This is a genomic window from Hahella sp. NS-SX17 (assembly GCF_057367735.1).
Map to the genome: position 1 here is coordinate 4327519 of NZ_CM170632.1, position 23850 is coordinate 4351368.

At 52.8% G+C, this 23850-nt stretch carries 19 protein-coding genes; 5 read left to right on the forward strand and 14 right to left on the reverse strand.

What is annotated here, in order from left to right; all coding sequences use genetic code 11:
* Positions 1-62: 62 nt before the first annotated feature.
* The gene (locus AC2IBB_RS19070; RefSeq protein WP_486328343.1) at positions 63-962 is read left to right on the forward strand and encodes a phytanoyl-CoA dioxygenase family protein; all 900 of its coding nucleotides are present in this window, start codon (positions 63-65) and stop codon (positions 960-962) included.
* On the opposite strand, the gene AC2IBB_RS19075 is transcribed toward AC2IBB_RS19070, so the two are convergent.
* A complete protein-coding gene (locus AC2IBB_RS19075; protein WP_486328344.1) occupies positions 892-1242 on the reverse strand; it encodes a hypothetical protein in 351 nt (116 codons plus the stop codon). The genes AC2IBB_RS19070 and AC2IBB_RS19075 overlap by 71 nt on opposite strands.
* 282 nt (positions 1243-1524) lie before the next feature.
* Here AC2IBB_RS19075 and AC2IBB_RS19080 point away from each other — a divergent pair, with 282 nt between their 5' ends.
* Positions 1525-3018 (forward strand): M12 family metallo-peptidase, encoded by a 1494-nt coding sequence (locus AC2IBB_RS19080; protein WP_486328345.1) that lies wholly within the window; start codon positions 1525-1527, stop codon positions 3016-3018.
* Positions 3019-3091: 73 nt separating this feature from the next.
* On the opposite strand, the gene AC2IBB_RS19085 is transcribed toward AC2IBB_RS19080, so the two are convergent.
* The 6 genes from AC2IBB_RS19085 to AC2IBB_RS19110 all read right to left on the reverse strand — a co-directional run bounded on the left by AC2IBB_RS19085 (position 3092) and on the right by AC2IBB_RS19110 (position 14358).
* A complete protein-coding gene (locus AC2IBB_RS19085; protein ID WP_486328346.1) occupies positions 3092-6856 on the reverse strand; it encodes a CHASE domain-containing protein in 3765 nt (1254 codons plus the stop codon).
* Between the two features lie 31 nt (positions 6857-6887).
* The gene (locus AC2IBB_RS19090; RefSeq protein ID WP_486328347.1) at positions 6888-7499 is read right to left on the reverse strand and encodes an Hpt domain-containing protein; all 612 of its coding nucleotides are present in this window, start codon (positions 7497-7499) and stop codon (positions 6888-6890) included.
* A 44-nt stretch (positions 7500-7543) separates the two neighbouring features.
* Positions 7544-8479 (reverse strand): GGDEF domain-containing response regulator, encoded by a 936-nt coding sequence (locus tag AC2IBB_RS19095; RefSeq protein ID WP_486328348.1) that lies wholly within the window; start codon positions 8477-8479, stop codon positions 7544-7546.
* Between the two features lies 1 nt (position 8480).
* Entirely contained in the window at positions 8481-12272 is a 3792-nt protein-coding gene (locus AC2IBB_RS19100) for a response regulator (RefSeq protein ID WP_486328349.1), read from the reverse strand.
* 173 nt (positions 12273-12445) lie between these two features.
* Positions 12446-13633 carry a hypothetical protein gene (locus AC2IBB_RS19105; protein WP_486328350.1) on the reverse strand — a complete coding sequence of 396 codons (1188 nt, stop codon included), beginning with the start codon at positions 13631-13633 and terminating at the stop codon, positions 12446-12448.
* 104 nt (positions 13634-13737) lie between these two features.
* The gene (locus tag AC2IBB_RS19110; protein WP_486328351.1) at positions 13738-14358 is read right to left on the reverse strand and encodes a hypothetical protein; all 621 of its coding nucleotides are present in this window, start codon (positions 14356-14358) and stop codon (positions 13738-13740) included.
* 144 nt (positions 14359-14502) lie between these two features.
* Here AC2IBB_RS19110 and AC2IBB_RS19115 point away from each other — a divergent pair, with 144 nt between their 5' ends.
* Positions 14503-14634 carry a hypothetical protein gene (locus AC2IBB_RS19115; RefSeq protein ID WP_486328352.1) on the forward strand — a complete coding sequence of 44 codons (132 nt, stop codon included), beginning with the start codon at positions 14503-14505 and terminating at the stop codon, positions 14632-14634.
* On the opposite strand, the gene AC2IBB_RS19120 is transcribed toward AC2IBB_RS19115, so the two are convergent.
* Positions 14631-15005, reverse strand: a complete 375-nt coding sequence (locus AC2IBB_RS19120) for a hypothetical protein (RefSeq protein ID WP_486328353.1) — start codon at positions 15003-15005, stop codon at positions 14631-14633. The genes AC2IBB_RS19115 and AC2IBB_RS19120 overlap by 4 nt on opposite strands.
* A 285-nt stretch (positions 15006-15290) precedes the next feature.
* Between AC2IBB_RS19120 and AC2IBB_RS19125 the strand changes: the two genes are divergently transcribed.
* Positions 15291-15905 carry a YitT family protein gene (locus AC2IBB_RS19125; RefSeq protein WP_486328354.1) on the forward strand — a complete coding sequence of 205 codons (615 nt, stop codon included), beginning with the start codon at positions 15291-15293 and terminating at the stop codon, positions 15903-15905.
* 40 nt (positions 15906-15945) lie between these two features.
* On the opposite strand, the gene AC2IBB_RS19130 is transcribed toward AC2IBB_RS19125, so the two are convergent.
* Positions 15946-16413, reverse strand: coding sequence for a hypothetical protein (locus tag AC2IBB_RS19130; protein ID WP_486328355.1), 468 nt, complete (start codon positions 16411-16413; stop codon positions 15946-15948).
* A 17-nt stretch (positions 16414-16430) separates the two neighbouring features.
* Here AC2IBB_RS19130 and AC2IBB_RS19135 point away from each other — a divergent pair, with 17 nt between their 5' ends.
* On the forward strand, positions 16431-16907 hold the full coding sequence (locus AC2IBB_RS19135) for a hypothetical protein (protein WP_486328356.1): 477 nt from the start codon (positions 16431-16433) through the stop codon (positions 16905-16907).
* A gap of 188 nt (positions 16908-17095) precedes the next feature.
* On the opposite strand, the gene AC2IBB_RS19140 is transcribed toward AC2IBB_RS19135, so the two are convergent.
* The 5 genes from AC2IBB_RS19140 to cheB form a co-directional block, all read right to left on the reverse strand.
* Positions 17096-17449, reverse strand: a complete 354-nt coding sequence (locus AC2IBB_RS19140; RefSeq protein ID WP_486328357.1) for a hypothetical protein — start codon at positions 17447-17449, stop codon at positions 17096-17098.
* A gap of 333 nt (positions 17450-17782) precedes the next feature.
* Positions 17783-18247: a hypothetical protein gene (locus AC2IBB_RS19145; RefSeq protein WP_486328358.1), complete on the reverse strand. Its 465-nt coding sequence runs from the start codon at positions 18245-18247 to the stop codon at positions 17783-17785.
* Between the two features lie 175 nt (positions 18248-18422).
* Entirely contained in the window at positions 18423-19256 is an 834-nt protein-coding gene (locus AC2IBB_RS19150) for a hypothetical protein (protein ID WP_486328359.1), read from the reverse strand.
* Positions 19257-19490: 234 nt separating this feature from the next.
* Positions 19491-22724 carry an EAL domain-containing protein gene (locus tag AC2IBB_RS19155; protein WP_486328360.1) on the reverse strand — a complete coding sequence of 1078 codons (3234 nt, stop codon included), beginning with the start codon at positions 22722-22724 and terminating at the stop codon, positions 19491-19493.
* 49 nt (positions 22725-22773) lie between these two features.
* Complete coding sequence (cheB, locus tag AC2IBB_RS19160) at positions 22774-23826, reverse strand: chemotaxis-specific protein-glutamate methyltransferase CheB (RefSeq protein ID WP_486328361.1); 1053 nt, start codon at positions 23824-23826, stop codon at positions 22774-22776.
* Positions 23827-23850: the final 24 nt, after the last annotated feature.

Consider the following 23850-nt stretch of genomic DNA (forward strand, 5'->3'; position numbering starts at 1 on the left):
GGTACTATTAATCAGGAAGACGAATAGCTTCCTTCTATTTGTCGGCAAAGACAGGGCCTGTGATGATGAACTACAAGGCGCAACTGGACAGCGTAGGTTACACCCACTGCCCCGCGTTTATCTCCCCTGACCTGATTGCGCGCTATAACAACAGATTGGCGCACGTGCTGCGTGAGTGTATGCAAGCTCCTGCACAACATGTGGCCTTCACCGGCGCCCAGGCTCTGTTCCGCATCAATGAGCTTCTTCGTTATTTCGGCGCTCATACGTTGTACTTCTTGGGCCAGCCATCGTTGAGAGCTTTGACGGAGACATTGTGCGAAGGCGAAGCCGTCTGTATATACGAATCACTCTTGGTGCGCTCCGCCGCCAACGCCAGCCGGGTTGAGTGGCATCGCGACATGAATCATCAGCACAATGGCCGCATCTTTACTTTGGGGCTCTATCTGGATGCAGCCACGTCTGAAGAAGATGCTTTACAGGTTTTACCGGAACATCATTTATCCGGCGCGTCCATCTGCGAATTAACGCTTAAATTATCCGGCTTGGAGATAACGCCAACGAAGCTGCCGGTCAACGCAGGAGACCTGTTGATCCACGATGTCAGACTGCCTCACGCTTCGGCGCCCATTGTCAGCGACCGCATTCGTAAAACCCTGTATTTTGAATTTCGCCCTCTACGCTTACTGCAAAACGCCAACCCGCAATGGTTAAGAGAGCGCCGACAGCTCAGCAAGGTCGCATTGACCGCATACGCGCGCCTGCATGACATGGATGAAACAGAGTGGACACTGACTCAGGAGGAAGCAGACTGGCTGGAGACCTTATACCAACACAGGCAATTACTGGAAGGAGCGGAGTATGGGGGCGACTCAGAGCCGCGCACCTGTCTTAAAAAGCCACCAGTGAGGACAGAAAGAGAACAATCCCGCCCAGAATCAGCAGCTCCGCCAGACCAATGATCACGCCATACAGTATGCGCAGCGAGCCTGGCAGTTTGCTGACGAACTTTCTGTCGTACATCCAGTGACTCATTTCGATCGCGCCAAGCAGAGGCAGGCCCATCAGGGTGGCGCCGATCCAGAAAGTCATAGAAGGATATTCGACGGGCCCTTTCATCAACCAGAGTCCCAAACCGGACAGAAAGCTCAACACGAAGCCGACGATAAGGGTGAATGCGCTGACGCCCCTTTTTCCATAAGGGGGATCGTCTTTCAGACTCCAAGAGTCCTCTTTGTTCATTTTTCTAATTTTCCATAATGCGGATTCAAAGTAGCAGGGCCATATCATAGGAGCTAACGTCCTTGTTGAGAACCTAAAGATAACAAATTATCTTATTTTTCATTTAAAGTTCAAAAAAATCAGGCAATTGCATCCCCCTTTTCACCTATCCCCTGTTCGCTCTTAGTCGTAAGTACATATTAGGACTTAAACGTTTCAGATCATTTACGTATATTGCCCGCCCTTTTTAAATACAACTATTACTTGTGTGCTTTTAATACAATGATTCAATTAAGAAAAACAATGGCTATCGCTATAGGCGCCTGTTTATCGCCGTTTACTTGGGCGACTCCCTCCCACAGCGTGGACGTTATGGTGGTATACAGCGCTCAAGCGCAGGATCAGTACGCCAGCAACAGCGAAGAAATCCAACAAAAGATCGCCGACTATGTCGCTTTCACCAATCAGGCTTTTATTAACAGCGAGGTGGATATTCAGCTGAACCTGGTCCACAGCGAAGTAATCCCCGACGCAACCCTCAGCGTGGACAATCAAGGCGCCGTCCACTCTCTGAAGTCCTTGCAGCAGAACCGTTATGTCCGTGAGCTGCGCGGTCGTTATCAGGCCGACCTGGTAATGATGCTGTACGATCAAAATGACCCTGCGTCAAACACTTGTGGCGTTGCCGCGCCAGGCGTACTTTTGGCCAACAAAGGCGTCTTCTCCATCAGCAATATCGACAGCGCCTATGGTTTGGTTGATGTGAACCCCAGTTGCGCGATTGATATTTTTGGAGACAACGTCACCGCCTACCATTTTGCGCACGAATTAGGTCACCTGTTTGGGTTGGGACACGGCTTGCCCACAGAGCAACAAGAGTTCATTGACAATCAGGCGCAGCTGGAAGAGATATTCCAGGCGCTGGATGGCGTGGGCTTCTATAGTCCAGCATTGCCATTCGCCACGATTTCCACACTTGAGGAAGCCGTCGAAGCCCAGGTATATCCCCTACAATATACTTTTGCATTCGGTTATGGCGGCGGCGCCACCCGCGACGTCACCACCATCATGGCCTACCCTCAGGACCATAATTTCACCCCATGGGCGCCTTATTTCTCCACGCCAGACGTTAAGGCCTGCGAGTATGGCCTCGCGCCTTGCCAGGAGTCCGAGAAAGTAGCGATCGGCGGCGATCTCGGCAACGGTTTGCAAGCCAACAATGCCTTAGCGCTAAATCTGGCGGCGGAACAGGTCGCCAATTTCTGCCGCAGCGACCAGCAGCTCGCCAACGCCAGGGGAACGCCCATGCAGTTCGCCGCAGGCGCACCCACAGCAGGGTGGCATCTGGACAGCATTGAGATTGACTTCTCAGACAATAAACCAGGTGCAATCTATCCCTGGATTGAGGGCGAGGACGAACTCTCTGTCGTCGAGGTGGATATCAATGGCGAACTGACCCGCGTGCTGCAAGTGGAAAACGCCGCCAACCTTCCTACAGCTGGCGTTAACCTGACCTGCGACCTGAAGCCCGGCGACGTTTACCGCCTGCAGGCGAAAGTCAAAGGCCTGGAAGATGGCGCGGCGACCCTGTGGCTCTATTATGAAACCCTGAGCGGCGCGAAAGAATGGTTTGAAGTGAGTCGACAAACCGTCAACACCAGCGACTGGACGACACTGGAAGCCGCAGTGCAAATGCCGGACGACCTGACTCATGCGCAGGCGGTGATTTACGGTGTGGATCAAGCCAAGGGCTTCATGCTGCAGTCGCTGGAAGTGTCTGAGGATCGGGCTCTGTAAATTGATGCGCCCATTGGAATGGGTTTCCAGTGGGCGTTATTGTCTTCTCAGCATGGTAAGACTGGCCAATACGTCAAGACGACAGCATCGTAGATGCTTCTTTCTCTATCTGCCGTAACATTTCCAGGCAATGGGCGTAGGCTGCGTCAAAGTCCAGTTGGTTGATATCTTCCTCCAGTGCGCTAAAGCCGGCCGGCAATTGCTGGCGATAGGAAGCGTTCAACTCCGTAAATAACTTCAGCGCGTTCATATTGGATGTTTTAACTAACTGCGCCAGTTCTCTCAATCCGGCCTTAAGGTCATCGAGCGTATAATTGGCCGAGACAGGCTCCATGTCTGTCGTAGTTGGATTCAATAAGGGAACGATTTGATCCAGCAGACTTTGCGTACGTTCAAATTCCGCCCAGATATACGCCAGCGCATTCTGCTCCGGCATCCATTCCTCGCCTCCACGCAATCCCCGCTCCTGCGCCCCAGCAGCCTCCGCCAATGTCGGCGCGCCGACAGCGCCCGCCAAACCCTTTATCGTATGCAGCATATCCGCCACGCGAAGCTTATCTCCACGAGCCAGCAAGTCTGGGATTTCCGTCAGCATGGCGCTGACATCCCGCACGAATCCCCGCGTTGCATTGGAGTAGGCGGCGGCATCATGGCCAAAACGGCGCAGCGCATCCCACAGCTTCAATCCTTGCGCCTCCGCAAGAGACAACGCTGGCTGCAAGTGCGCTGCGGGCGACGCCTGCCTGTCGGCATTGACCGGATGTGACTCCTGCGTATTAGCGCTCGCCACGTTTGCGCGCCCTGGGGGCTGAGTATATTTGAGGATTACGGAGACCAGTTCGCCCAGATCAAACGGCTTTCCGACGTGATCGTTCATGCCGGCGGCCAGACAGTTTTCTCTATCAGAAGGCAGCGCATTCGCGGTCATCGCCACTATAGGTAAATCCTTAAACGCCAGATGATCGCGAATCTCCCCTGTCGCAGCATAGCCGTCCATGTCCGGCATCTGAATGTCCATCAACACCAGATCGTAAGGCGGTGAAGCCTTCCTCACCGCCGCCACGCCAGCCACGCCGCCTTCGGCGATATCCACGTACGCCCCACAACCGCTTAAAAGCTCTCGCGCCACCTGCTGGTTAGTCAGATTATCCTCCACCACCAGAATGCGCAGCCCCATAAGCTGGTTACAGGCCTGGGCGGCTTGTCGGCTGATTTGTCGCTGTTGTCGGTGACCAGCGCGAGCGTCCATCACCGCTTCCGCTAGCATGGAGGCGGTGATGGGTTTGACCAGAAATCCATCCAGCATGCCCTCTTCGCCCATGCGCTGATAGGAGAGGACCTCCCTGCCCTGAGTCGTCACCATGATAATAATCGGCGCGTTGGCGCCGGCCACTATGCGCCGCAGGCGTCGGATAGTTTCCCACCCGTCCAGTCCCGGCATACGCCAGTCCATCAACACCAGGTCATAGCCCGCTCCCGCTTCCATTGCCGTGGTCACCATAGCGAGGGCGTCCTCACCAGAAGCCGCAGCTTCCGCACGCCACTTTAAGTGACCAGCAATGCTGCAATGAATACTCCGCGCGCACTCATTATCATCCACCACCAACACCCGCAAGGAAGGCGTCGTCACAGGCGAAGTCGCGTGCGCCCGCTCTTCTGCGTGCGTCAGACGGACGGAAAAACAGAACTCGCTCCCCTGACCAAGCACGCTGTCCAGTTTCAGCTCGCCTCCCATCATGTGAATCAGACGCTGACATATAGCCAGCCCCAGCCCAGAGCCGCCGTAACGACGAGAGGTAGAGGCCTCCGCTTGCGAAAATCCATCGAAGATATGCTTCTGGTGTTCAGCGGAAATACCAATGCCGGTGTCGCGAACGCTGAAATACAGCCATAGATACGGATTATCCGACTTCTGTAACCGGATGCTCAGCACCACTTCTCCAGACTCCGTGAATTTGATGGCGTTGCCCGCAAGATTGATCAGAATCTGTTTCAGCCGCAGTGAGTCGCCCACCACTTGCTCCGGCAACGCAGGGTCGATATCGAACAGTATCTCCACCTTCTTCTTGCCCAGACTGGCGGACAGTAAAACGCCCACTTCCTGCACCAGTTTTTCCAGGTAGAACGGATGCAGATCCAGTTCCAGCTTGCCCGCCTCCACCTTGGAGAAGTCCAGAATGTCGTTAAGTATCCCCAGCAAGGTGCGGGCGGCGGATTCAGTTTTATGGATGTAGTCAGACTGCCTCGTGGTCAGGTCCGTCTGTTGCACCAGCTGCAACATGCCTAGTATGGCATTCATGGGCGTGCGGATTTCGTGGCTCATGTTGGCGACAAAATCCGACTTGGCGCGACTGGCGAATTCCGCCGCTTCCTTAGCCTGACGCAACTGCTCGGTGCGCTCGGTCACTTTGCGCTCCAGGTTGACGTTGAGCAGCTGCACCTGGGTCTCAATGGCTTTCTGTTCCGAGATGTCGCGAATCGTGGTGGCGGCTCCGACAATTCTGTTGTTGGCGCCCTTGATCGGAAACACCGTCACCGACACATCCAACTGACTGCCGTCGGCGCGATTGCGAACCGTATGGAAGTTAGGCACCACTTCACCTTGCGTCACCCGCTCCATAATGTCCTTCTCTTCCTCACGACAATTGGGCGGCGCGATCAGGCTCATCAGCGTAGAGCCTATGGCCTCCTCAGCCGGATACCCCAACATGTACTCCGCGCCATGGTTCCAATCGGTGATGACGCCTTCCAGCGTCACCCCGATAATGGCGTCATTGGAGCTTTCCACAATGGCCGCCATCCGAGAGCGCTCCAGACCGATATGCATCTTCCGCTGCAAGTTGACCAGGAAGATATAAAACAACCCCGTCATCAATACTGAAATCAACGCCAGAATTAACGCTACCTGGACCGGCGACAGCAAATGCAGACTCTCGACGAACGCCGGCAGCGCTTTGATGTCCATACGCCAGGTGCGTTGATAGAGGTTCAGGTCAATGCGGGTTTCAAGGCCGTCCGCAGCGGGTTGATCAAAACCCGCTGAGGTGTAGAAAACATCTTCCGCGCCGGTTTCGGACACGTCGGTCAGGGAGAAAGCGAAAGCATCGTCGCCAAACCCCATGTCCTGCAGCACTTCATCAGTCACCAGAGGGGTGTAGGCCCAGCCAAAGGTGTCGCGCTCTCGCTCCTCCACCGTGGCGGGGAACAAGTCCGTGCGATAGATGGGAATCAGCAGCAGAAAGCTGCGCAGCTTTTTTCCTGACGCCTGCACCAGGGTGATCGGTCCAGACAGGGTAGCTTCGCCGCTGCGCATCGACGCCAGCGCCGCCTCCCGTCGCGTGGGTTCGGAACCAATGTCCAGCCCCACCGCTTGCAGATTGTTCTGCTCCGGCTCCACAAACCTTATGACAAAACGTTCTTCGTCATTAACCCCTATCATCTTCACCGCAAAATCGCCGCCGCGTTCAAGGCGCGCCATGGCGACAAACGCCGCTTCACTTTCTGGACTGACCCGTTGGACCAGCCCAAAGCCGCGAGAACCGGGAAACTCCCTGGAGTGCTCACGGGAATGAGCGTATTCGAGAAACTTGCGATAGCTGATATCCTCGCGACCGCCGGCGATAATAGCGCCCCTTGCTCCCCGCAGACCGTACTCATATATCTGCATGCGCGACAGCATCTGGCTGGCGACGCGATCAGCGAGCGAGTCAAGCCGCGCTCTGGACTCGCCCTGGTTCATCTTGAAGCGCCGCACGCCTTCCTCAATGGCCAGCAGCATCCCCAAGGTCAGCAGTCCCCACAAAAACCATCGCATCCGTCCGAGCATCGTTTTTTCCATGCCAACGCCTGTTTAACCTTGTCGTTCCAGGCTAGGCATGACCGCTCTCCTGCATCAACTCGTCCAGCGCCGCCAGTACTTCATCAAACTGGAGATTGGCTACTTTCTCGCGAATGGACTCAAACTGAGCGGGCTCACATAAAGCCTCCAAGGACGAGCGAATACGATCAAAATAGTCCAGCGCCGCCATATTGCTGGCTCCCAGTAACTCCCGCCAATGTTGCAGCATTTCCAGGTCCAACCCATCAGAAACTGGACAGCCGGAAGATGGGGGATACTGTTGCGACCACTCTCCCAACTCCTTCAGCATTGCATCCATGCGGCGCTCAAGCGCGTTCAGCAGCCGCACCTTATCGGTTTCCAGCCCCGTACGAATGCACTCCTCCAACTCCCCCGCGCACTCCGCCACTTTATTCGCGCCCAATGTTCCCATGGAGCCTCGCAAGGTGTGAGCAAAGCGCAGCGCATCCGTCAGCCGCCCTTCCGCGATGGCCGTTCGGATATTCGCCGCCGGCTGTTTACCGCGTCCCAACACCTGACAAACCAGCTCACGTACGTGATTTCCCAGCGAATCATCCTGCTGGCCCGCCAACAGCAACTTGGAGTAATCCAGCGTGCTTTGTTTGGGCTTACCGTCCTTCACTTTAGAGCCTTACCTAGCGATTGCATCCCGCGCCCTCATCTTGACTAAACGCTTCCCGGATCTTCTCCAGCGCAGCAGACGCGTCCTCTTCCCGCCTGCTTCGCCGCATATAACTGTTGATCCGCATCTTTGATCAGATCGACGACTTCGATGTGTTTTATCGGATAGATTTCAGCCACGCCAATACTGACCGTGACCACATCGGCGATTTCCGAGTCCTGATGTTCGATTCCCAGCGCCCTGATGGACGCCTCCAACTCTTGCCCCAGCTGATACGCGCCCGCCGCTTTCGTCTCCGGCAAGATACAGGCGAATTCTTCACCGCCGAAACGGGCCGCCAGATCATCAGGACGCTGTAGAATCTGCTTCATGCATCCCGCCACCATTTTCAAGCACTCATCGCCAGCGATATGGCCATAGCGATCATTGAATTTTTTAAAATAGTCCACATCCACCATCATCAGACTCAATGGATGCCCATTACGTTTGCAGCGACGCCATTCTCGCTGCAGTCGCTCATCAAAAAAGCGCCGGTTGGCCACGCCAGTCAGCCCATCCAGAAACACCAGTTGCCGCAACAGATCCGCCTGAAACTTGAGCGTCAAATGGGCGCGCACCCGATTGCGCACCGTCGAAGGACTGATCGGTTTGGTAATGAAGTCTACGCCCCCGGCGTCCCAGCAGGCGTCCTGCTCTTCCGGCGTGTTGTGGGCGGTGACAAAAATAATGGGGATATCCTGCGTTTCCGCGGAAAGCTTCAATTGCCGGCACACTTCCAGTCCGTCCATGTCCGGCATGATCACATCCAATAAAATCAGGTCCGGTATTTCCTTTTTACAGAACTCCAGCGCCTGTTTGCCATTGGTAGCCATGAATACGTCATGTTCGCCGGCGAACAGTCGGTAGATCGCCTGAATATTGATGGGCTGGTCATCCACTACCAGAATCCGCGCCCGCCTCTTTTCAATCTGCATTGCCATGTCAGTTACCGATATAGTCCGAAGACTCCAGCTGTTTCAACATGTCATGACACAATTCCAGCGCACCGCTGAAGTCAAGTTGGTTGATGCAGTCTTCCAGTTCGCCAATCGCTTCCGGTAACTCATTCGCATATTTCCCCTTGAGATCTTCAAAAAAAGAAATCGCCTCCATATTAGAGGCGCGCACCAGTACCGCCAGCTCTTTAAGCTCCTCCTGTAGGCTCCGTTCAGGCCGGCGCTTTATTTCAGGAGGTGCGTCCATTGCTTGTTTGCCCGCCAGTAAATTATCGATCTCAACCACCACCTGCGGGGTTCGTTCCAGTTCACGTCGCAACGCCGCCAACAGCTTCTCATCCAGCTCGTGACTGCGCAGGGCCAATTCCACATCCTGGATAATATTCATATGCCCCCCTGAGCCGATGGAGCCAGCCAGGCCTTTCAAAGTATGCAGGACATTCGCTGCTGGCTCTGAATCATCTTGCACAGAGAAATAGGCGTCCCATTCGTTCAGCAACGCCAGTACCTCTTTCTTGTAGCCAGATAACGCTGTCCGATAGGTGTTTAAGTTGCCGCCAAAACGCGCCAGAGCAGAAGCCACGTCAATCTGCAGGCTATTGGTGAACTGCAGCTCTTCCTCCGTAAACAGAGATGTGGTTGTATACAGCGACGCCACCTTTTGAAAACGGCTCTCCAACCCAGTCAGCTTGAGGATGACTTTCACCAGTTGCCCCAGCTCGAATGGCTTACTAATGTGGTCATTCATCCCCGCAGCCAGGCATGCCTCCCTATCTGAACTCATCGCGTTGGCGGTCATAGCGACGATAGGTAGCTCTGTCAGGCCTAAGCGATTGCGTATTTCACCCGTCGCGCAATAACCATCCATAACAGGCATCTGGATATCCATCAGCACCAAGTCATAACGCGGCTGCGCCCTCTTGACCATATCCACGCACTCCGCCCCATTGCTGGCGACTTCAATCTGCGCGCCTTCGCTAGTTAATAACTCCAAAGCCACCTGCTGGTTAGTAGGATTGTCCTCTACCACTAACAACTTCAGCCCTTTGAGCATCTGGCCGGAACTGCGCCAATGGAAAGCGGTCGCCCCCTGCCTGCCCGCCGCCCGGGCGTCCGCGACCGAGTCCAGCAAAATTGAGGCAGTGACGGGCTTGACGATAAAGCTGTCGAGCATCGCTTCGTCTCCGCTCTGACTGTGACGTTCGAGTATTTCTCGCCCCTGTGCGGACATCATCACCAATATCGGCCGGACCTCGCCGAAGTCCATGGAGCGAACCTTTCGGCAAACTTCCAGACCGTTTTCTCCGGGCATCAGATAATCCACAAATATGACGTCATAGGGACGCCCACTGTCTTTACTGGCTTCCAGATAGGCGGCCGCCTCCGCCACTGACGCCGCCAAATCCGTGCGCCAACCGAACCCCTGGGTCATTCCCGCGACAATCTCTCTGGCGGTGTCGTTGTCGTCCACCACCAGCACATTCAGCTTGTGCAGGTTGGGAATGGAGCGACGCTGTTCTTGCGCTTCTCCCACCACGCCCATCTGTACGGTGAACTTAAAGGTGCTTCCCTCGCCAGGCTTACTCTCAACGCTCATTTCTCCATTCATCAGATCCACCAGCCTGCGACAGATGGCCAGCCCCAGCCCGGTGCCTCCAAAGCGTCGCGAGGTGGACGCCTCAGCCTGGGAGAAACCATCGAAAATAGTCTGCAGGTTCTCTGGAGAAATTCCGATGCCGGTATCCCTCACGCTGAAAAACAGTTCAAGCACGCGATCTTTGCGCCTCGCCAGCTTGGCCGACATCACAATCTCGCCAGCGTCGGTGAACTTGACTGCATTACCGACCAGATTGATGAGAATCTGCTTGAGCCTGAGTCCGTCGCCCATCATGTCGTAGGGTATCTCCGGATCGATATCGAAAAGCAGCTCCACGGGTTTGCCGCCCAGGTTGGCGGACATGATGACGCCAACCTCCCGAAACACCTGGTCGATATTAAAGGGATGCAGATCCAGACTCAGTTTGCCCGCCTCCACTTTGGAGAAATCCAGAATGTCATTGAGGATGCTAAGCAGAGTGCGAGCAGCGGCTTCGAGTTTATCGGCGTAATCATGCTGCCGATGGGTCAATACCGTACGTTGCAGCAGTTGCAGCATGCCCAGGATGGCGTTCATTGGAGTGCGTATTTCGTGGCTCATATTGGCGACGAATTCGGATTTCGCCATGCTCGCCGCCTCCGCCGCTTCTTTAGCTTTACTCAGCTCTTCCGTCCGTTCACGCACCTGTTTCTCAAGGTTAGTGTTGAGTTCGTTCACCTGCTTTTCGATCGCCTTTTGCGAGGTGATGTCGCGAATGGTGGTGGCGGCGCCCATGACCGCGCCGTTAACACTCCGCACCGGAGACACAGTGACGGACACATCAAACTCGCTGCCGTCACTCCGTTTGCGGGTCGTATCGAAATGGCTCACCGGTTCGCCGCGACGCAATCGCTGTAGAATGTATTTTTCTTCCGCCAGACGGGACTCCGGCATGATCAACGAAGCCATGGTGCGTCCCACCGCTTCCTCCGCCGTGTAGCCGAACATTTGTTCCGCCGCCTGATTCCAGCTCGTCACCACGCCTTCCAGGGACTTACTGATAATCGCGTCTGTCGAGCCATCGACAATGGCGGCGAGTCGCGCCTGTTGCTGGCTGATCTGCATCCTGCGCCGCAGGTTGAGCAACAACAGATAAAGCATAACGCTCAATATCGATACGACTACCAGCACCGCGCCGATAACCAGCCTGCCAGTCTGGGCGGCATGCTTTTGCAAAACGCTGTCATTGACCGCCTTCACCAATGTCAGCCGCCGAGAAGGATTGCCCGTGTCCAGGGGGATATCCACCATTGCCGCGTATATAACCCCTTGCGGCCCAAGAAAGGTCTTCAAATAGCCATATTCACCGCTATCCTCTTGCCGAGTATAGAAATCGCTCCAGCGATAACGCTTGCCAATATCGAAACCAAAGGCCATTTTGCGGTCGGGGTGGACCAGAAAGTCGCCATCGCTGTTAAGCAGGTAAGTGGCGTATTCCGATCCTAGGTCGGTAACCAGCTCTTGAAATATTTCGGTAAACTCAATGTTGATCACCAAGATTCCGAACAAGTCGCCCTCTTCGGTATATATAGGCGAGGAAACGCGGATCGCCGGCCGATGCGGAGTTTCCAGACGATTATCCTCCTCCCGATTCAGCGTGATGTCGGACACATATACTTTGCCGTTGTCCAATGTAATGGTTTCCTGAAAATAGAAGCGGTCCGCCTTGGCTTGCAATTGCTGCTCAGGAACTGCGATGACTTCGCCGGATTTCCGGTCCACCCTCACCAACTCGCGGCCGTTATCCGCTATACCGATGTAGCGCACCTGGGCGAATCTGGGGTTTTCCTTCATGAACTCAGAGAAAATTACCTGCAATCGGTTTTTCCAGACAAACAGCGAGTTTCTTTCCTGTGGATCATAGCCGTCATTATTGATAGCGCGAGCGATGCCCTGAATCGGCGGCGTGTTGGATAGAAAACGAACGTCACGGCGATATAAATCCAGCTTGTCCAGAACCGCTTCCGCTCTGGATTCCGCCAGTTCCGCCAGTCTTGAGTCGTAATCAGAACGCTCCAGACTGTGCTGGTAAAAATACGATAGATAATAAAAAGACGCCGCCAGGACGCAGAAGGTCAGCAAAACCGCCAGCAGGGTGCGTTTACGCAGCAGTGATGTATCAGAGAATATGGCTGTCGCCATAAAGTTCCTCCCGTCCCTATGAGAAACGTTAGTCAGGTTTCTCTTCTCTCCTTCCGAACTTCCAGCCGGGGCCAGGCCCCCCCACTGATCGGATCTCCCATTTACAGCTTAGACGGTATTAAAGGACTTGCGAGAAATAGAGAAATAGAAGGAGGACAACGGATGCAGAGACGTTAACGTCTCCGCATGCCGCTTCCCATTTGAAAGGCGGTGCCGACACCCAGAAACAGAAACAGGATATCCAGAGGACCGAAATCTTCTTTCATGAGATCAAAGGTAGAGTATTGCTCAACCTCTCCGCCAACGATGGTTTTCATCCATTGCTCAAACGACGGTTTTTGCAGGGCCACCTTGCGTAACTCCGGCTCAAACTCCTGTTTAAAATTCTCAATCTCAAACTGGACCACCTCACTGGGATCGCCCGCTTCAGAATAGCCATAGTCGATCATAAACTTGCGCAGCGATTCATCATCCGTCACGTCAGTTTCGTAGACTTGGGCCGCCTGGACCACGGCCTCATAGGTAGGCCGAAGATCCTCTATTTCCAATACTCCTGCATCCGCCAGAATTTCAAACCAGTTTTCCTGAATACTCTGAGTGACCATGTATTTCCCCCCCATAATGGCGAAGAAGGCCAACACGCCGCAGGCGACGCCGGTGGCGACTCCACGTCCGCCCAACGCAAGCGCGGCGAAGCCGACAGCGCCGCCAATCCCCCAGGCGATCAGACTAAACTCATACCCCGTGGCCATGGCGATCACTTTCCATAAGAAAGCGCCCAGTAAGGCGGCGCCTGCGGCGGCGGCGATCGCTTTTATGTTGAACGCCTCTACGTCGTCCGTCGCATAGGTAACTTCACCTTCCTTACCTGGTTTGGCGCTAGAGTTTCTGATGTTGCCGCCAGGGCGAGCGGGCGATTCGGTTTGCGTCGTCTCGGCGGGCGGTGGGATCACTTTATGCAAATACACGCCACACCCGGCGCATTGCTCGGTCTTGGGCTGCTCCAGATGGCACTTCGGGCAGGTAACGCGATCGTCAGATGGCTTTGCAACCGCTTCTTCTTTCGCCTTGAGTTCTTCTTCGGTTGGCTGCAGCGTCAGGGTATGCGCTTTCAGCGCAGGCTCCGGCCGCACTTCCTGCACCGTGGCCGCCATACCAATGCTTTCCAGCTTGCTTACATATGCACGCGCGGTCTCCAGATCCAGCCCTTTCTTTAAAACCCGCTTTTTACCGAGCAGAGCCTGCGCTTTTTCCGGGGTTGTTTTGAACAGTTTCGCACAACTATCCGCCACTTGCCGGGACTCAAAGCCAGCATTGATCTCCCCGCTGCTTACAACGTTATAAGTTGGGGCAGGCCCCATAAGCTATTCCTCGACATTAACAACCGTTAATTGAGAATAGCCTGATATTCATGGAACTCCAAGTTATTAGATTGATTGAAGTTTCTGCTTTCCAGGGAAGAATCTCAATGCCCTCCGGCGTGCTCTTCCACCAGAGGCGTAACACTGGGCTTCAGATTGGATTCGATATCAGATTGATAACACCGGTGTTTGGGGTCCCATCTCAAGCATAAACCCAGAGCGGACTTGCGCATTTGCTGGGATTGATAGTCACTGATGACGAAATAGAGGTTACTGAGTCTTTGCAAACGCCTGGAGCCAGCGGGTTTGGCGAATATCACCATTTCATAGGGACCGGATTTGAACTCGAATTCCGGACCTTCTGTTTCAGTCAGAAAGTGGTGTTCGAGAACCACCCCCTCTTTCGGCGCCAGAAGGCCGCCGCTTTCCCGCAGACATTGTTTATTGAGGTAAGCCCAGATGTTGAAATTCGCCTCGACATCGCCTCGCCGCAACCACAAGGTCAGATAATCAATCACCACGCCGCGCTGGGACGCGCTGAACAACGCCGTACGCAAGCGCACTTCGCTGATGCGCTTGCCTTGGGAGGTGATGTCCTGATCGAGAAGAATATAACTGGGTTGGGCTAACTTCACGTCTCTGCGATAGGTGCGGAACGCCCAAAGCGCGATGAAAAATCCACTAAACGCAGCGCCAAGCGCGGCGATAATTTCCGGTGACGGCACGATTCCCTCCTTCCTTTACGTCCATGCTGGCAGCGAGGCTGCCTTGATTCAGTTATAGCTCAACTGGTTTATTTTTGCACAACCCCTCTCTAGTTTCGTCGACTGCCCGACAGAATACGGGCAGGCAAGAAAGACGAAACCAGTTTGAAAGAACTTAAACGTGGCGTGGCGTGGCGTGGCGTGGCGTGGCGTGGCGTGGCGTGGCGTGGCGTGGCGCAAAAAGGATGGGATCTTCCCCATCCTTTTCAACTCATTTTTCGGCCGCTTCGCCGTTAGCGGCAGGTGATGGTTCTATAAAGGGGATAGCACTGGTTCTTACTGCCAGTGCTTTTTGACACCCACTGCTGCTGATACCAGTCAAAAGTGATGTAAGAGCTTTCATCCTCACCACACAAAATGGAGCCGCCAACTGAATTGCTGTAACCCTCTTCTTTACAGAACTGGGTTCCGTTGGTGGCGTCGATAAAAATGTAATCCGTACGGCCATACTGATTCATGCGCTGCGGATAATAAAAACTCCTCTCCGCCGCCGCCATTTGCGCTACATCCACCTGGGCGACACGGTCATCCGCGCTGGCGACTTGATTCAAAGCAAGAGTGGAAACCATACAGGAAGCGGCCAAAGCCAATACTTTTGTTTTTAACATTGCAGAAATCCTTTCATAGCATAACGTAGTGTTTAAACTCCCATGAGGGAGCCGCTTAGTGTGCGGCGGCTACGTTACAATCCGTTGAAAGGCCGTATGTCTTTTAATGCGTCATCCCACTAAACGACAAACAGAAGCAAAGCGCACCCAAATCAATTTTTCTGTCAAAATCCCTAAAATATCCCGTTATTTTTTGTAAGGTCCGCGACTTTTGCCTTTGGCCTCGTTAAAATCGCCGCGCTGGGCGACTTCCAGGCTGTATTTTCCCCTTCTGACGGATTCACGATGACTAATAGTTCCCTTACCCTACAATCGCATTCACTTCCTGAAGATCTGTTTGCGCTGATCAGCGGCACGGCGTTTGTGGCCTTCGGCGTATTTCTGTTTAACGGAGCCGGCTTGCTGACAGGCGGTACGGCGGGGTTGGCGCTGTTATTGACGCATGTGCTGCATATCAGCTTCGGTAAGATTTTCTTCCTGCTTAACCTGCCGTTTTATTGGCTGGCTTTCAAACAGATGGGATGGCGTTTCTGCCTCAATACGTTTATCTCCGTCGCCATCGTTTCACTGGTGGTGGATCACACCGGGGATGTCGTCTCCATTGAGTCGATAGAGCCCTGGTTCGCAGCGGTTTTCGGCGGCTTTCTGATCGGCATGGGCATGCTGATTCTGTTCCGCCATAAATCCAGCCTGGGCGGCGTCGGCATCCTCGCGCTCTACCTGCAAAAACGTAATATCATGCGCGCTGGAAAATTTCAGATGATGGTCGATTGCATCATCGTGCTGGCGTCCTGCTTTATTGTTACCCCCATGATCCTGCTTTACTCAGTGCTCGGAGCCGTGGCGCTAAACCTGCTGCTGACGGTCAACCACAAACCAGGACGCTATCAGGTAGGCTAATTCATACCAGTGGCGTCTTGGGAGACAGACGCCACGCCCCTCATGACTTCTCACGCACAAAACAAAACCCCCGTTGAGTAGTCCAGGCGTTTACCCGCTGCCTCAACTTATGCCTGGTTCTTTGGCTGAATTGCCTGCTTTGAGACGCAGCGAATAGCAACTCCGCCTCCGCGAGCGTCAGTTCGATATCCCACAACCAGTCCGATGCATCATCAGCCCAGTTGCGCATGTCATGCTGAAACGGAAATAAAACAGGGACTTTAAAAGGAAAAGATTCAGCATAGGCCTCATCCAGACCGCACTCCCTTAGCCCACTTCTGAGAAGAGCGATTTGATGTTGATAGCATTCGCCATAACCCTTCTCAAGAATAGGAAGCAACATCAATCCCGACTTCCCCTTCCCTATCTCAAGCGGAGCATCATGTTTGATATACCACGTCCCCGCTGAGTATGAAACATAGGCTTTCCAGCCTGCCGCGTTGGTGAACAGAGGACCCATCCATTGCATTTATTGCGCGCCTTTTTATGATTCAGCTACTATTCCTCACGCTAAACACGCAAGCTAAAAAAGTGCTAAAAAGAACGGTTATTGTAATGCCTGTTATATTCGATCTAAAAGACCAGCCCCAGACATGGGCTAACGACGTCAACACAGAACTCGCCCTTTACGCGCCCGACTACATAGAAAAATATGGCGAGGTCGGCTCCCCAATGTGGTGGAACGCGTATTTCAATAACGAGATTCCCAAGGCTTCGATCACTGGGACCATTACCTTCATTGGATTACGTAAAGACGACTGTGAGGAGTTATGGGACATTGTGGAGATTTCCTCTCCAGACAGACAAGTTGAATATGAACGTATCGCCTATTGGTTAAACGAAGCAGTCACCTTAAATGCTGAAGTGAGAGTTGAGCAATTCTCCATATATATTCCGCATAAGTATGGACCAATGACATCTACATTTGATTGCGTTGTCGAAGTCAGCAACTGCGGCAGGTAGTTAACAGAGTTCTGATCTGCTCATTTTTCCTGCGCAAAAATTGACTTAAGCAATAGCCTCCCTCTGGTTAAGCAGGTTACTGGTACGGCTATGAAGATGAAACTTGAGTAACGCCTCAAATCCAGTCTCACCCAATCAGAAGACTGGCTCCAGCCAAAAAGCGGAAAAGCCCTTGAACTTGTGGCCGGCTAACTTCTTTCAAGTTTTTTTCTACTGAGCCATCCATGAAACGATAACACAAACATTGAAAAACTGATCGCCACCAACAGCCTTTCAGCGAGTCCTTCATAGACATTAAAAAAAACAAATATAAAGAAAACCGTTACAGCTTGAATTTTGTCTGCTTTAGAGGTCTTGGAATACACCCTTATAAGACTAACCCCATAAGCAAGCCTGATCATTACCAGATACATCAGCGTTAGTGCGCTCCAGATAACTGCATGCCTGACCTTTTCAAAACCAATTATGGAAAGAAAAAGGTAACCTGCAATAACCGCCGCAAATACCAACACCTCCTTCAAGGAAACTTTTTCACCTTTCATGCGCTAAACAATTCTTTTACCATATTACTCTAGAAACCAATAAAAGCTGATTTTTTTCTAATCCATAAGAATACAAAAATAAGTATATACAATCCAGCTCACCATAAAACTGAAAATAAAACTTCCTGCTATAAACACACTCGCCGTATGCCTTCAACGGGTCATGATATCGCGGATCAAAAAAGAGTACCCAGCCGCAGTTAGCACACGTAGACAAATGCTTTTAAAGAACTCATCACATCTACTCCTTAAACAATTCCATTATATAGATAAAATCTCTGCCAAGTTGCGCCAAAGGAAGACCGGCATGGCCCAACCTGCCCCTCCCCTTTATTACTCATCCCAAAATAGCGGAGTATCACTGATGTTTAATAAATTAATACAATACTCCGCATCTGCACCTTGTAAGTTATACCTCTCACCTGAAAGCCACTTTACGAGATGAACATATATTTCTTTACCTATCTCATTATGAGGAAGGTGCACCCATGCCAAGAGCCTCCCATAGCTATACTCGAGAAATCTAGCAGCGCTTTCACTATTTTTAAGGTCTGTCGACAGCCCTCTCTGAATGCAAAAACTCTTAAAATCACTCTCTTTTAGTTCGTTCTCTTGTATAGATATGGAAAGGTTCTCTATATCTATTTTACTTGGCGAGAACACGTGTCCGACTATAAAGTCAATCGAATACGGAAGCTCTTTCTTGAGCAACATCTCTATTTCCAACCCTTGATCGGCTTTGCAACAACCTCCCGGCTGGCTCCATATTTCCAGCTCAAAAATAGCCTGAAGATCCATATGCTCTCCATTTCCAGCATCCGATTTTAATGTCAACAACGTCAAACAGTAGGAAGCACACAAGAATTTAATATTTGGTATTAACAGATATATGCAATAAATAATTGCGCATATTTATTATTAAAAATAAAATTTAACATTAATATAAAAACTTATTAAACATCAATTTAAACCTTTATTTCGAGCCATTAAGGTTTATCTTAACTTCTGGAAATTCACCAAACTTCTCGTTCATCTCTTCCTTAGCTTCAACCCAGTGACCATCACTGTTCTTCAGTGATATTTTTGCTATCTTAGGCTTTATCTCTTCTAACAAAGTATCCAGTTCAATTGCAACCAGTCTCACGTACTTCACCTCTTCCGGCGAGTCTTTCGTTATTACTTCCCTAACCACTGCTATCGCCTCAGCGCCAACCATATCGTGATCATCTACAAAGTTCAGCGTTGTCCTATAGATAACATGTACTATTTCCGGACTAGTTTTATCGCGAGATATATTGTCAATATAAACAGGTATCCCGTTTTCCAATATATCAACCATACCGCCATTCTGGACGCCAAACAGTCTGGCGAAGACACGCCTAGCTTCGTCTATGTTCTCAGGGCTAATAGCCGGCCCCAGGGCGATTCTGTAGGGCTTCACTTCACCAGACAACCTCCCTTCTTCCACGTACATTCCAGCCTTGCCCAAAGCGCCTGAATCACACTCAAAGTAATACCTGGAGGTTTCTGAGACCCCATCGACGATACTGACAGACTCTAAAATAATATAGACATAGTCTGAGTTATCAGTAGGCCTGCAATTGGAAACACTTCCCCAGCTCTGAAGCAGCGTCTTAATTTCCCAGCTCATACGTAACTTTTTCTTTGCGTTATCTTTCGATCTGTAGTGCATCAATTGAACCGCTTCAGTCTCTGGAGCAGTTTGAAACATGCGCATAAACTCGGTTACGTCAGCCTTCACCGTCGCGCAAATCATCATTAGAAAAATACAGGCAAGTTTTTTCATTTCGTCGTTCTATATACAGGTTAAGGAGTGAGCATCAGGCGCGTTCAGTATTGCGGTGCAACGAGCGTTGTCTGCGGCGGGATATTAGTTCAGTTTCGGGCTCAGGCCAAACATCGAAACTGAACTGGTTTTATAGCTTGCGTACAACAAAGCGTGGTATGCCACTGCTCTTGAAGCACAAGTCACTGATTACACTTCATGTTTTTTCGCCTATATTTCAACTCCCACTCCATTTCAACTCCCACTCCGCAATATATCCAATTGCTCCCTCAACATTTGATTTTCCCGCGCCAGGTCGCTTTCGCGGAAGGCTTGTTTGACGTTTTCGCGCAGGTGTTCCGAGTTCCAGGGTTTGGTGATAAAGCGGAAGACAGCGCCTTCGTTGATGGCTTCTAGGACGTCTTTGAAACCGCTGTAACCGCTGAGCACCATACGGACAGTGCCGGGATGGATGGCTTTGACTTTACGCAGCAGGTCCACTCCTTTTATTTCCTTCATGCATTGGTCGGTCACGATGACGTGCATTTCATGGGCGGCGAGAAGACGCAGGGCTTCCGCCATAGTGCGGGCTTCGAAGATATCGTAGCCTTCGTGGCCGAGTTCGCCGCAGACGGCGCGTAAAACAGTTTCGTCATCATTGACGATCAGTATTCTTCTGGCCTGCTGACCTTCTTCAATCTCTTTGCGCTTTTTCCCCCACAGATGATCTTCTTGCAGGAAATGCATGCAGGCGGCCACGGGTAATGGCGGCGAGTAGAAATACCCCTGGATAAGGTCGCAGCCGGCGCGCACCAGGAAACTGTACTGCTCGACGGTTTCCACGCCTTCCGCCACGATTTTAATCCCCAGGGTTTTGCCCAGACCGATAATCGCGCGAATGATAGCGGCTTCCTGGGGATCATTGGTGACATTACGGACAAAGCTCTTATCGATTTTGAGCTGATCGAAAGGAAACAGCTTCAGATAACTGAGGGAGGAATAACCCGTGCCGAAATCGTCCATGGATAGCTGCACGCCCATCGCCTTGAGTTGCGTCATCGTCCGCAGGGCTTCTTCCGTATTGTGCATGACCATGCTTTCCGTCACTTCTATTTTGAGGTGACCGGGGTCAACGTTTGATTCCTGCAACACTTTCCGAACCAGTTCGACACAGTGGGCGTCCTGGAATTGCCGCGATGACAGATTGACGGAGACGGGAACTATCTGCTGTTTCTGGTCCCGCCACAGTTTCAATTGCAGACAGGCCGCGCGCAACACCCAGGCGTCTACATCAGTGATCAGGCCGGTCTCTTCCGCGATGGGAATAAATTCCAGAGGCGGCACCATACGATCGCCCTTGCGCCAGCGCACCAGCGCCTCCAGCCCCACTGCGCCGCCGCCATGCGGGTCCAGTTGCGGCTGGTAGTACAGCTCCAGCTCACCGTTTTCAATTCCCCGTCGCAGGTCCTGCTCCATTTGCACCCGCTTCTGTATCGACTCGTTCATTTCCTGGGTGTAGCTGCAAATTCGATTACGGCCACGCTCTTTGGCCTTATACATCGCCGTATCCGCGTTTTTGAGAAGAGTTGAAGCGTCCTCGCCGTCTTCTGGATACAGACAAACGCCGATGCTGGGCGTGACCAGGATCTCTTTCTCTTTCAGGCGGCGGGGCTGCGACACCAGCTGCTGGATGCGGTTCAGCATCAATCCCAGCGGCCGATCACGCTCTTCTTTATTCATCAGGATGACAAACTCATCGCCCCCCAAACGCGCCAGCGTGTCCCCCTCTCGCAAGCAGCTACGTAAGGATTCCGCTATCTCTTTCAGTAACTGATCGCCAGTTTCGTGCCCCATGCTGTCGTTGATGTACTTGAAGTTGTCCAAATCGAACACCGCCAGGGCGAAGCCGCTGTCACGACGCGCCGCAAAGGCCATAGCTTGCTGAATACGGTCATTAAGAAGATTGCGGTTCGGCAGCCCGGTCAGATTGTCATAGTTGGTCTTATATTCCAGTTGCTCCTGATACTGGATAGACTCCGTGACATCATTCAATATGGCCACAAAGTGGGTCACATCGCCTTTGGCGTCCGCGACCGGAGCCACTTTCAGTTCATTCCAAAACAGGGTGCCGTCCTTGCGATAGTTTTTCAGCAAGGCATAGCCTTCTGTGTTGGACTTCAGCGCACGCTTTATATTGGCGACGCCTATCTGACTGGTATCTCTGCCTAGTAGAAACAAAAAGTGACGCCCCAGGAGTTCCGCCTGCTCATAACCCGTGATTCGCTCAAAGGCCGGGTTAGCGTAAACAATAGGGTTCTCGGGCTCACTTTTGCCTGCAATAACAATTGCGTTAACACTTGCTTCCACTGCGCGATTGTGTAGCTTAAGCTGCTCCTGCGCCTTCTCTTTTTCCGCCATTTCCTCTTTTAGAGCGGATGTACGCTGCTCCACTAATCCCTCCAGGCTGTCGAATAATCTTGCTCGGCCCAAGGCGACCGAAAATTGATACCCCAGTGACTGCATCGCCCGCAGCGACTCTTCAACCCAGGGCCCGCCCTCAGTGCGCGCGACGTTGAGCAGTCCGATGACTTCCGTCCCCAGTAACAAAGGAACCGTCGCATGATGATTGCGCGCGAAGATTCCTTTCAGCGCGGGACAGTCCGCAATGTCCACCGCGCCAGTCAGCCCGTCATTGGTGACGGCATGCAGACAAGGACAGCTGCCTCCGCACGACTCAAGCTTCTCGACGGTCACCATATCCCCGCGAAATCCCGCCAGCCGCCAGCCGTTTTTGTGTTCCGGGTCCATCAGCAGCAACCAGGAAGCAGCAACGTTGGGGAACGACAACACCTGCCTAAGTCCCTGCTCTATCGTATCTTTTTCCGTACTGGCTGCGCTTAAGCCTGCAGTAAAATGGAACAGACTGTTAATCAACGAGTGTGTGTGACTGAGTTCCTCGTGTTTGGCTTTCAGCTCCCGATTGAGACGAATGCCTTCTTCGTAGGTGGAAATCAGCAGATCGAGTATCTGCTGACGGGCGGAGTTAATAAAATGACGCTCGCCATCCAGAATAATTTCAATCCCCATCTTCACCCGCTGGTGGTCCCGATGCTCCAGGTTGGCCAGAAAATAGCGTATGCGCGACAGCAGATACTTCTCGTCATAGGGCTTGGTGATAAAATTGTCCGCGCCGGCGATCAACCCCTGCACCACATCTTTGGGATCAGTCAGCGTGGTGACCAGAATGACCGGTATGGACTCCGTCTTCGGGTCCGACTTCAGCGTCCGGCATAAGGTATAACCGTCCATTTCCGGCATCATGATGTCGCTCACGATAATGGTCGGCCTGCGTTCAGCTATGCATTTCAGGGCCTGTACGCCATTCTCGGCCACAGTGACGGCGCAGTGATTCTGCTCCAGCAGCATTTGCAGCTGCAGGGCTTGGGTCAGGCTGTCTTCGACAATGAGAATTTCTGTTCCTGTTAACATCACTTCAACTCTCTTGTTGTGTTGTCCACTACTATTTTGCATTAGCGAATCAGACGCAGCTTTGTACCGGCAGTTCGTTAAGTAACGCGGCTATACGGGGAGGACTCAACACGTGACGGGCCGCCCCCAGCTTCACCGCCTCTCCCGGCATGCCATTCACCACGACAGTGGCCGAATCCTGAGCGATGGTCAGCGCCCCCAGCCGGTGCAACTCCATCATTTCCGCAGCGCCATCGCGCCCCATACCCGACAACAATACAACGACCGCATTACTGCCGAAGTTTTTGGCGACGCTACTGAACAGGCGTGCGACGGAGGGACAGAGCGATTCGTTATGGTTCCCGTTCACCAAACTGATACGACAACTTCGATCCACCTCCATATGGCAACCATCCGGCGCCAGATACACCCGCCCTCTCTCTGCGCGCTCCCCATACTCGCCGATACTGACCGGCAACGCAGACACCTGATTGAGCCATTCGCAAAAGCTGGTCAGAAAGCCTGGCGAAATGTGCTGCACCACCAATACTGGACAGGACGTGTCCCGCGATATCCCCTGCAACAGCTCCTTCAGCGCCACCGGACCGCCGGTGGAGGCGCCGACGGCGATCACGCCGGGCTGAAACCCTTCGTGCTCCCGATCCAGCCCTGCGGGAGGCGGCGGCCGTGTTGACGCGCGCTGATTTTGACGGCGAAACCGTCTCACCACTTTAACTTCGCTGATAAGACGAATGGTTCTCACCAGACCTTCTGCGTCGCGCTCAAAATCCGGGTGTCCAGGCCCCTGCGGCTTCGGCGTCACCGTAATGGCGCCGGCTTCCAGCACCTGCATGGCGGTCACCGCGTCGCCCAGACTGTAACTGGCGGTCACCACCACTATCGGCGTCGGATATTCCTCCATGATTCGCCGCGACGCTTCCAGGCCATCCATCACCGGCATATGGATGTCCATGGTGATCACATCCGGTTTGCGCCTGGCGATACTGCGCAACGCCTCCGCTCCATTTGAGGCCTCGCCGATCACCCGCATGCCGCCGCTTTCAATGATGTGGCGCAGCAACTGTCGAATGACAGGCGAGTCGTCCACTATCAACACGTCCATCGTTGTCACCTCTTTTCCTGTAAT

What these genes read in the sequence shown, in the direction of transcription:
- AC2IBB_RS19070 (WP_486328343.1), top strand. Translation starts at nt 63, where the DNA reads ATGATGAACTACAAGGCGCAACTGGACAGCGTAGGTTACACCCACTGC.
- AC2IBB_RS19075 (WP_486328344.1), bottom strand. Translation starts at nt 1,242, where the DNA reads ATGAACAAAGAGGACTCTTGGAGTCTGAAAGACGATCCCCCTTATGGA.
- AC2IBB_RS19080 (WP_486328345.1), top strand. Translation starts at nt 1,525, where the DNA reads ATGGCTATCGCTATAGGCGCCTGTTTATCGCCGTTTACTTGGGCGACT.
- AC2IBB_RS19085 (WP_486328346.1), bottom strand. Translation starts at nt 6,856, where the DNA reads ATGGAAAAAACGATGCTCGGACGGATGCGATGGTTTTTGTGGGGACTG.
- AC2IBB_RS19095 (WP_486328348.1), bottom strand. Translation starts at nt 8,479, where the DNA reads ATGGCAATGCAGATTGAAAAGAGGCGGGCGCGGATTCTGGTAGTGGAT.
- AC2IBB_RS19100 (WP_486328349.1), bottom strand. Translation starts at nt 12,272, where the DNA reads ATGGCGACAGCCATATTCTCTGATACATCACTGCTGCGTAAACGCACC.
- AC2IBB_RS19105 (WP_486328350.1), bottom strand. Translation starts at nt 13,633, where the DNA reads ATGGGGCCTGCCCCAACTTATAACGTTGTAAGCAGCGGGGAGATCAAT.
- AC2IBB_RS19120 (WP_486328353.1), bottom strand. Translation starts at nt 15,005, where the DNA reads ATGTTAAAAACAAAAGTATTGGCTTTGGCCGCTTCCTGTATGGTTTCC.
- AC2IBB_RS19125 (WP_486328354.1), top strand. Translation starts at nt 15,291, where the DNA reads ATGACTAATAGTTCCCTTACCCTACAATCGCATTCACTTCCTGAAGAT.
- AC2IBB_RS19130 (WP_486328355.1), bottom strand. Translation starts at nt 16,413, where the DNA reads ATGCAATGGATGGGTCCTCTGTTCACCAACGCGGCAGGCTGGAAAGCC.
- AC2IBB_RS19135 (WP_486328356.1), top strand. Translation starts at nt 16,431, where the DNA reads ATGATTCAGCTACTATTCCTCACGCTAAACACGCAAGCTAAAAAAGTG.
- AC2IBB_RS19140 (WP_486328357.1), bottom strand. Translation starts at nt 17,449, where the DNA reads ATGAAAGGTGAAAAAGTTTCCTTGAAGGAGGTGTTGGTATTTGCGGCG.
- AC2IBB_RS19145 (WP_486328358.1), bottom strand. Translation starts at nt 18,247, where the DNA reads ATGGATCTTCAGGCTATTTTTGAGCTGGAAATATGGAGCCAGCCGGGA.
- AC2IBB_RS19150 (WP_486328359.1), bottom strand. Translation starts at nt 19,256, where the DNA reads ATGAAAAAACTTGCCTGTATTTTTCTAATGATGATTTGCGCGACGGTG.
- AC2IBB_RS19155 (WP_486328360.1), bottom strand. Translation starts at nt 22,724, where the DNA reads ATGTTAACAGGAACAGAAATTCTCATTGTCGAAGACAGCCTGACCCAA.
- cheB (WP_486328361.1), bottom strand. Translation starts at nt 23,826, where the DNA reads ATGGACGTGTTGATAGTGGACGACTCGCCTGTCATTCGACAGTTGCTG.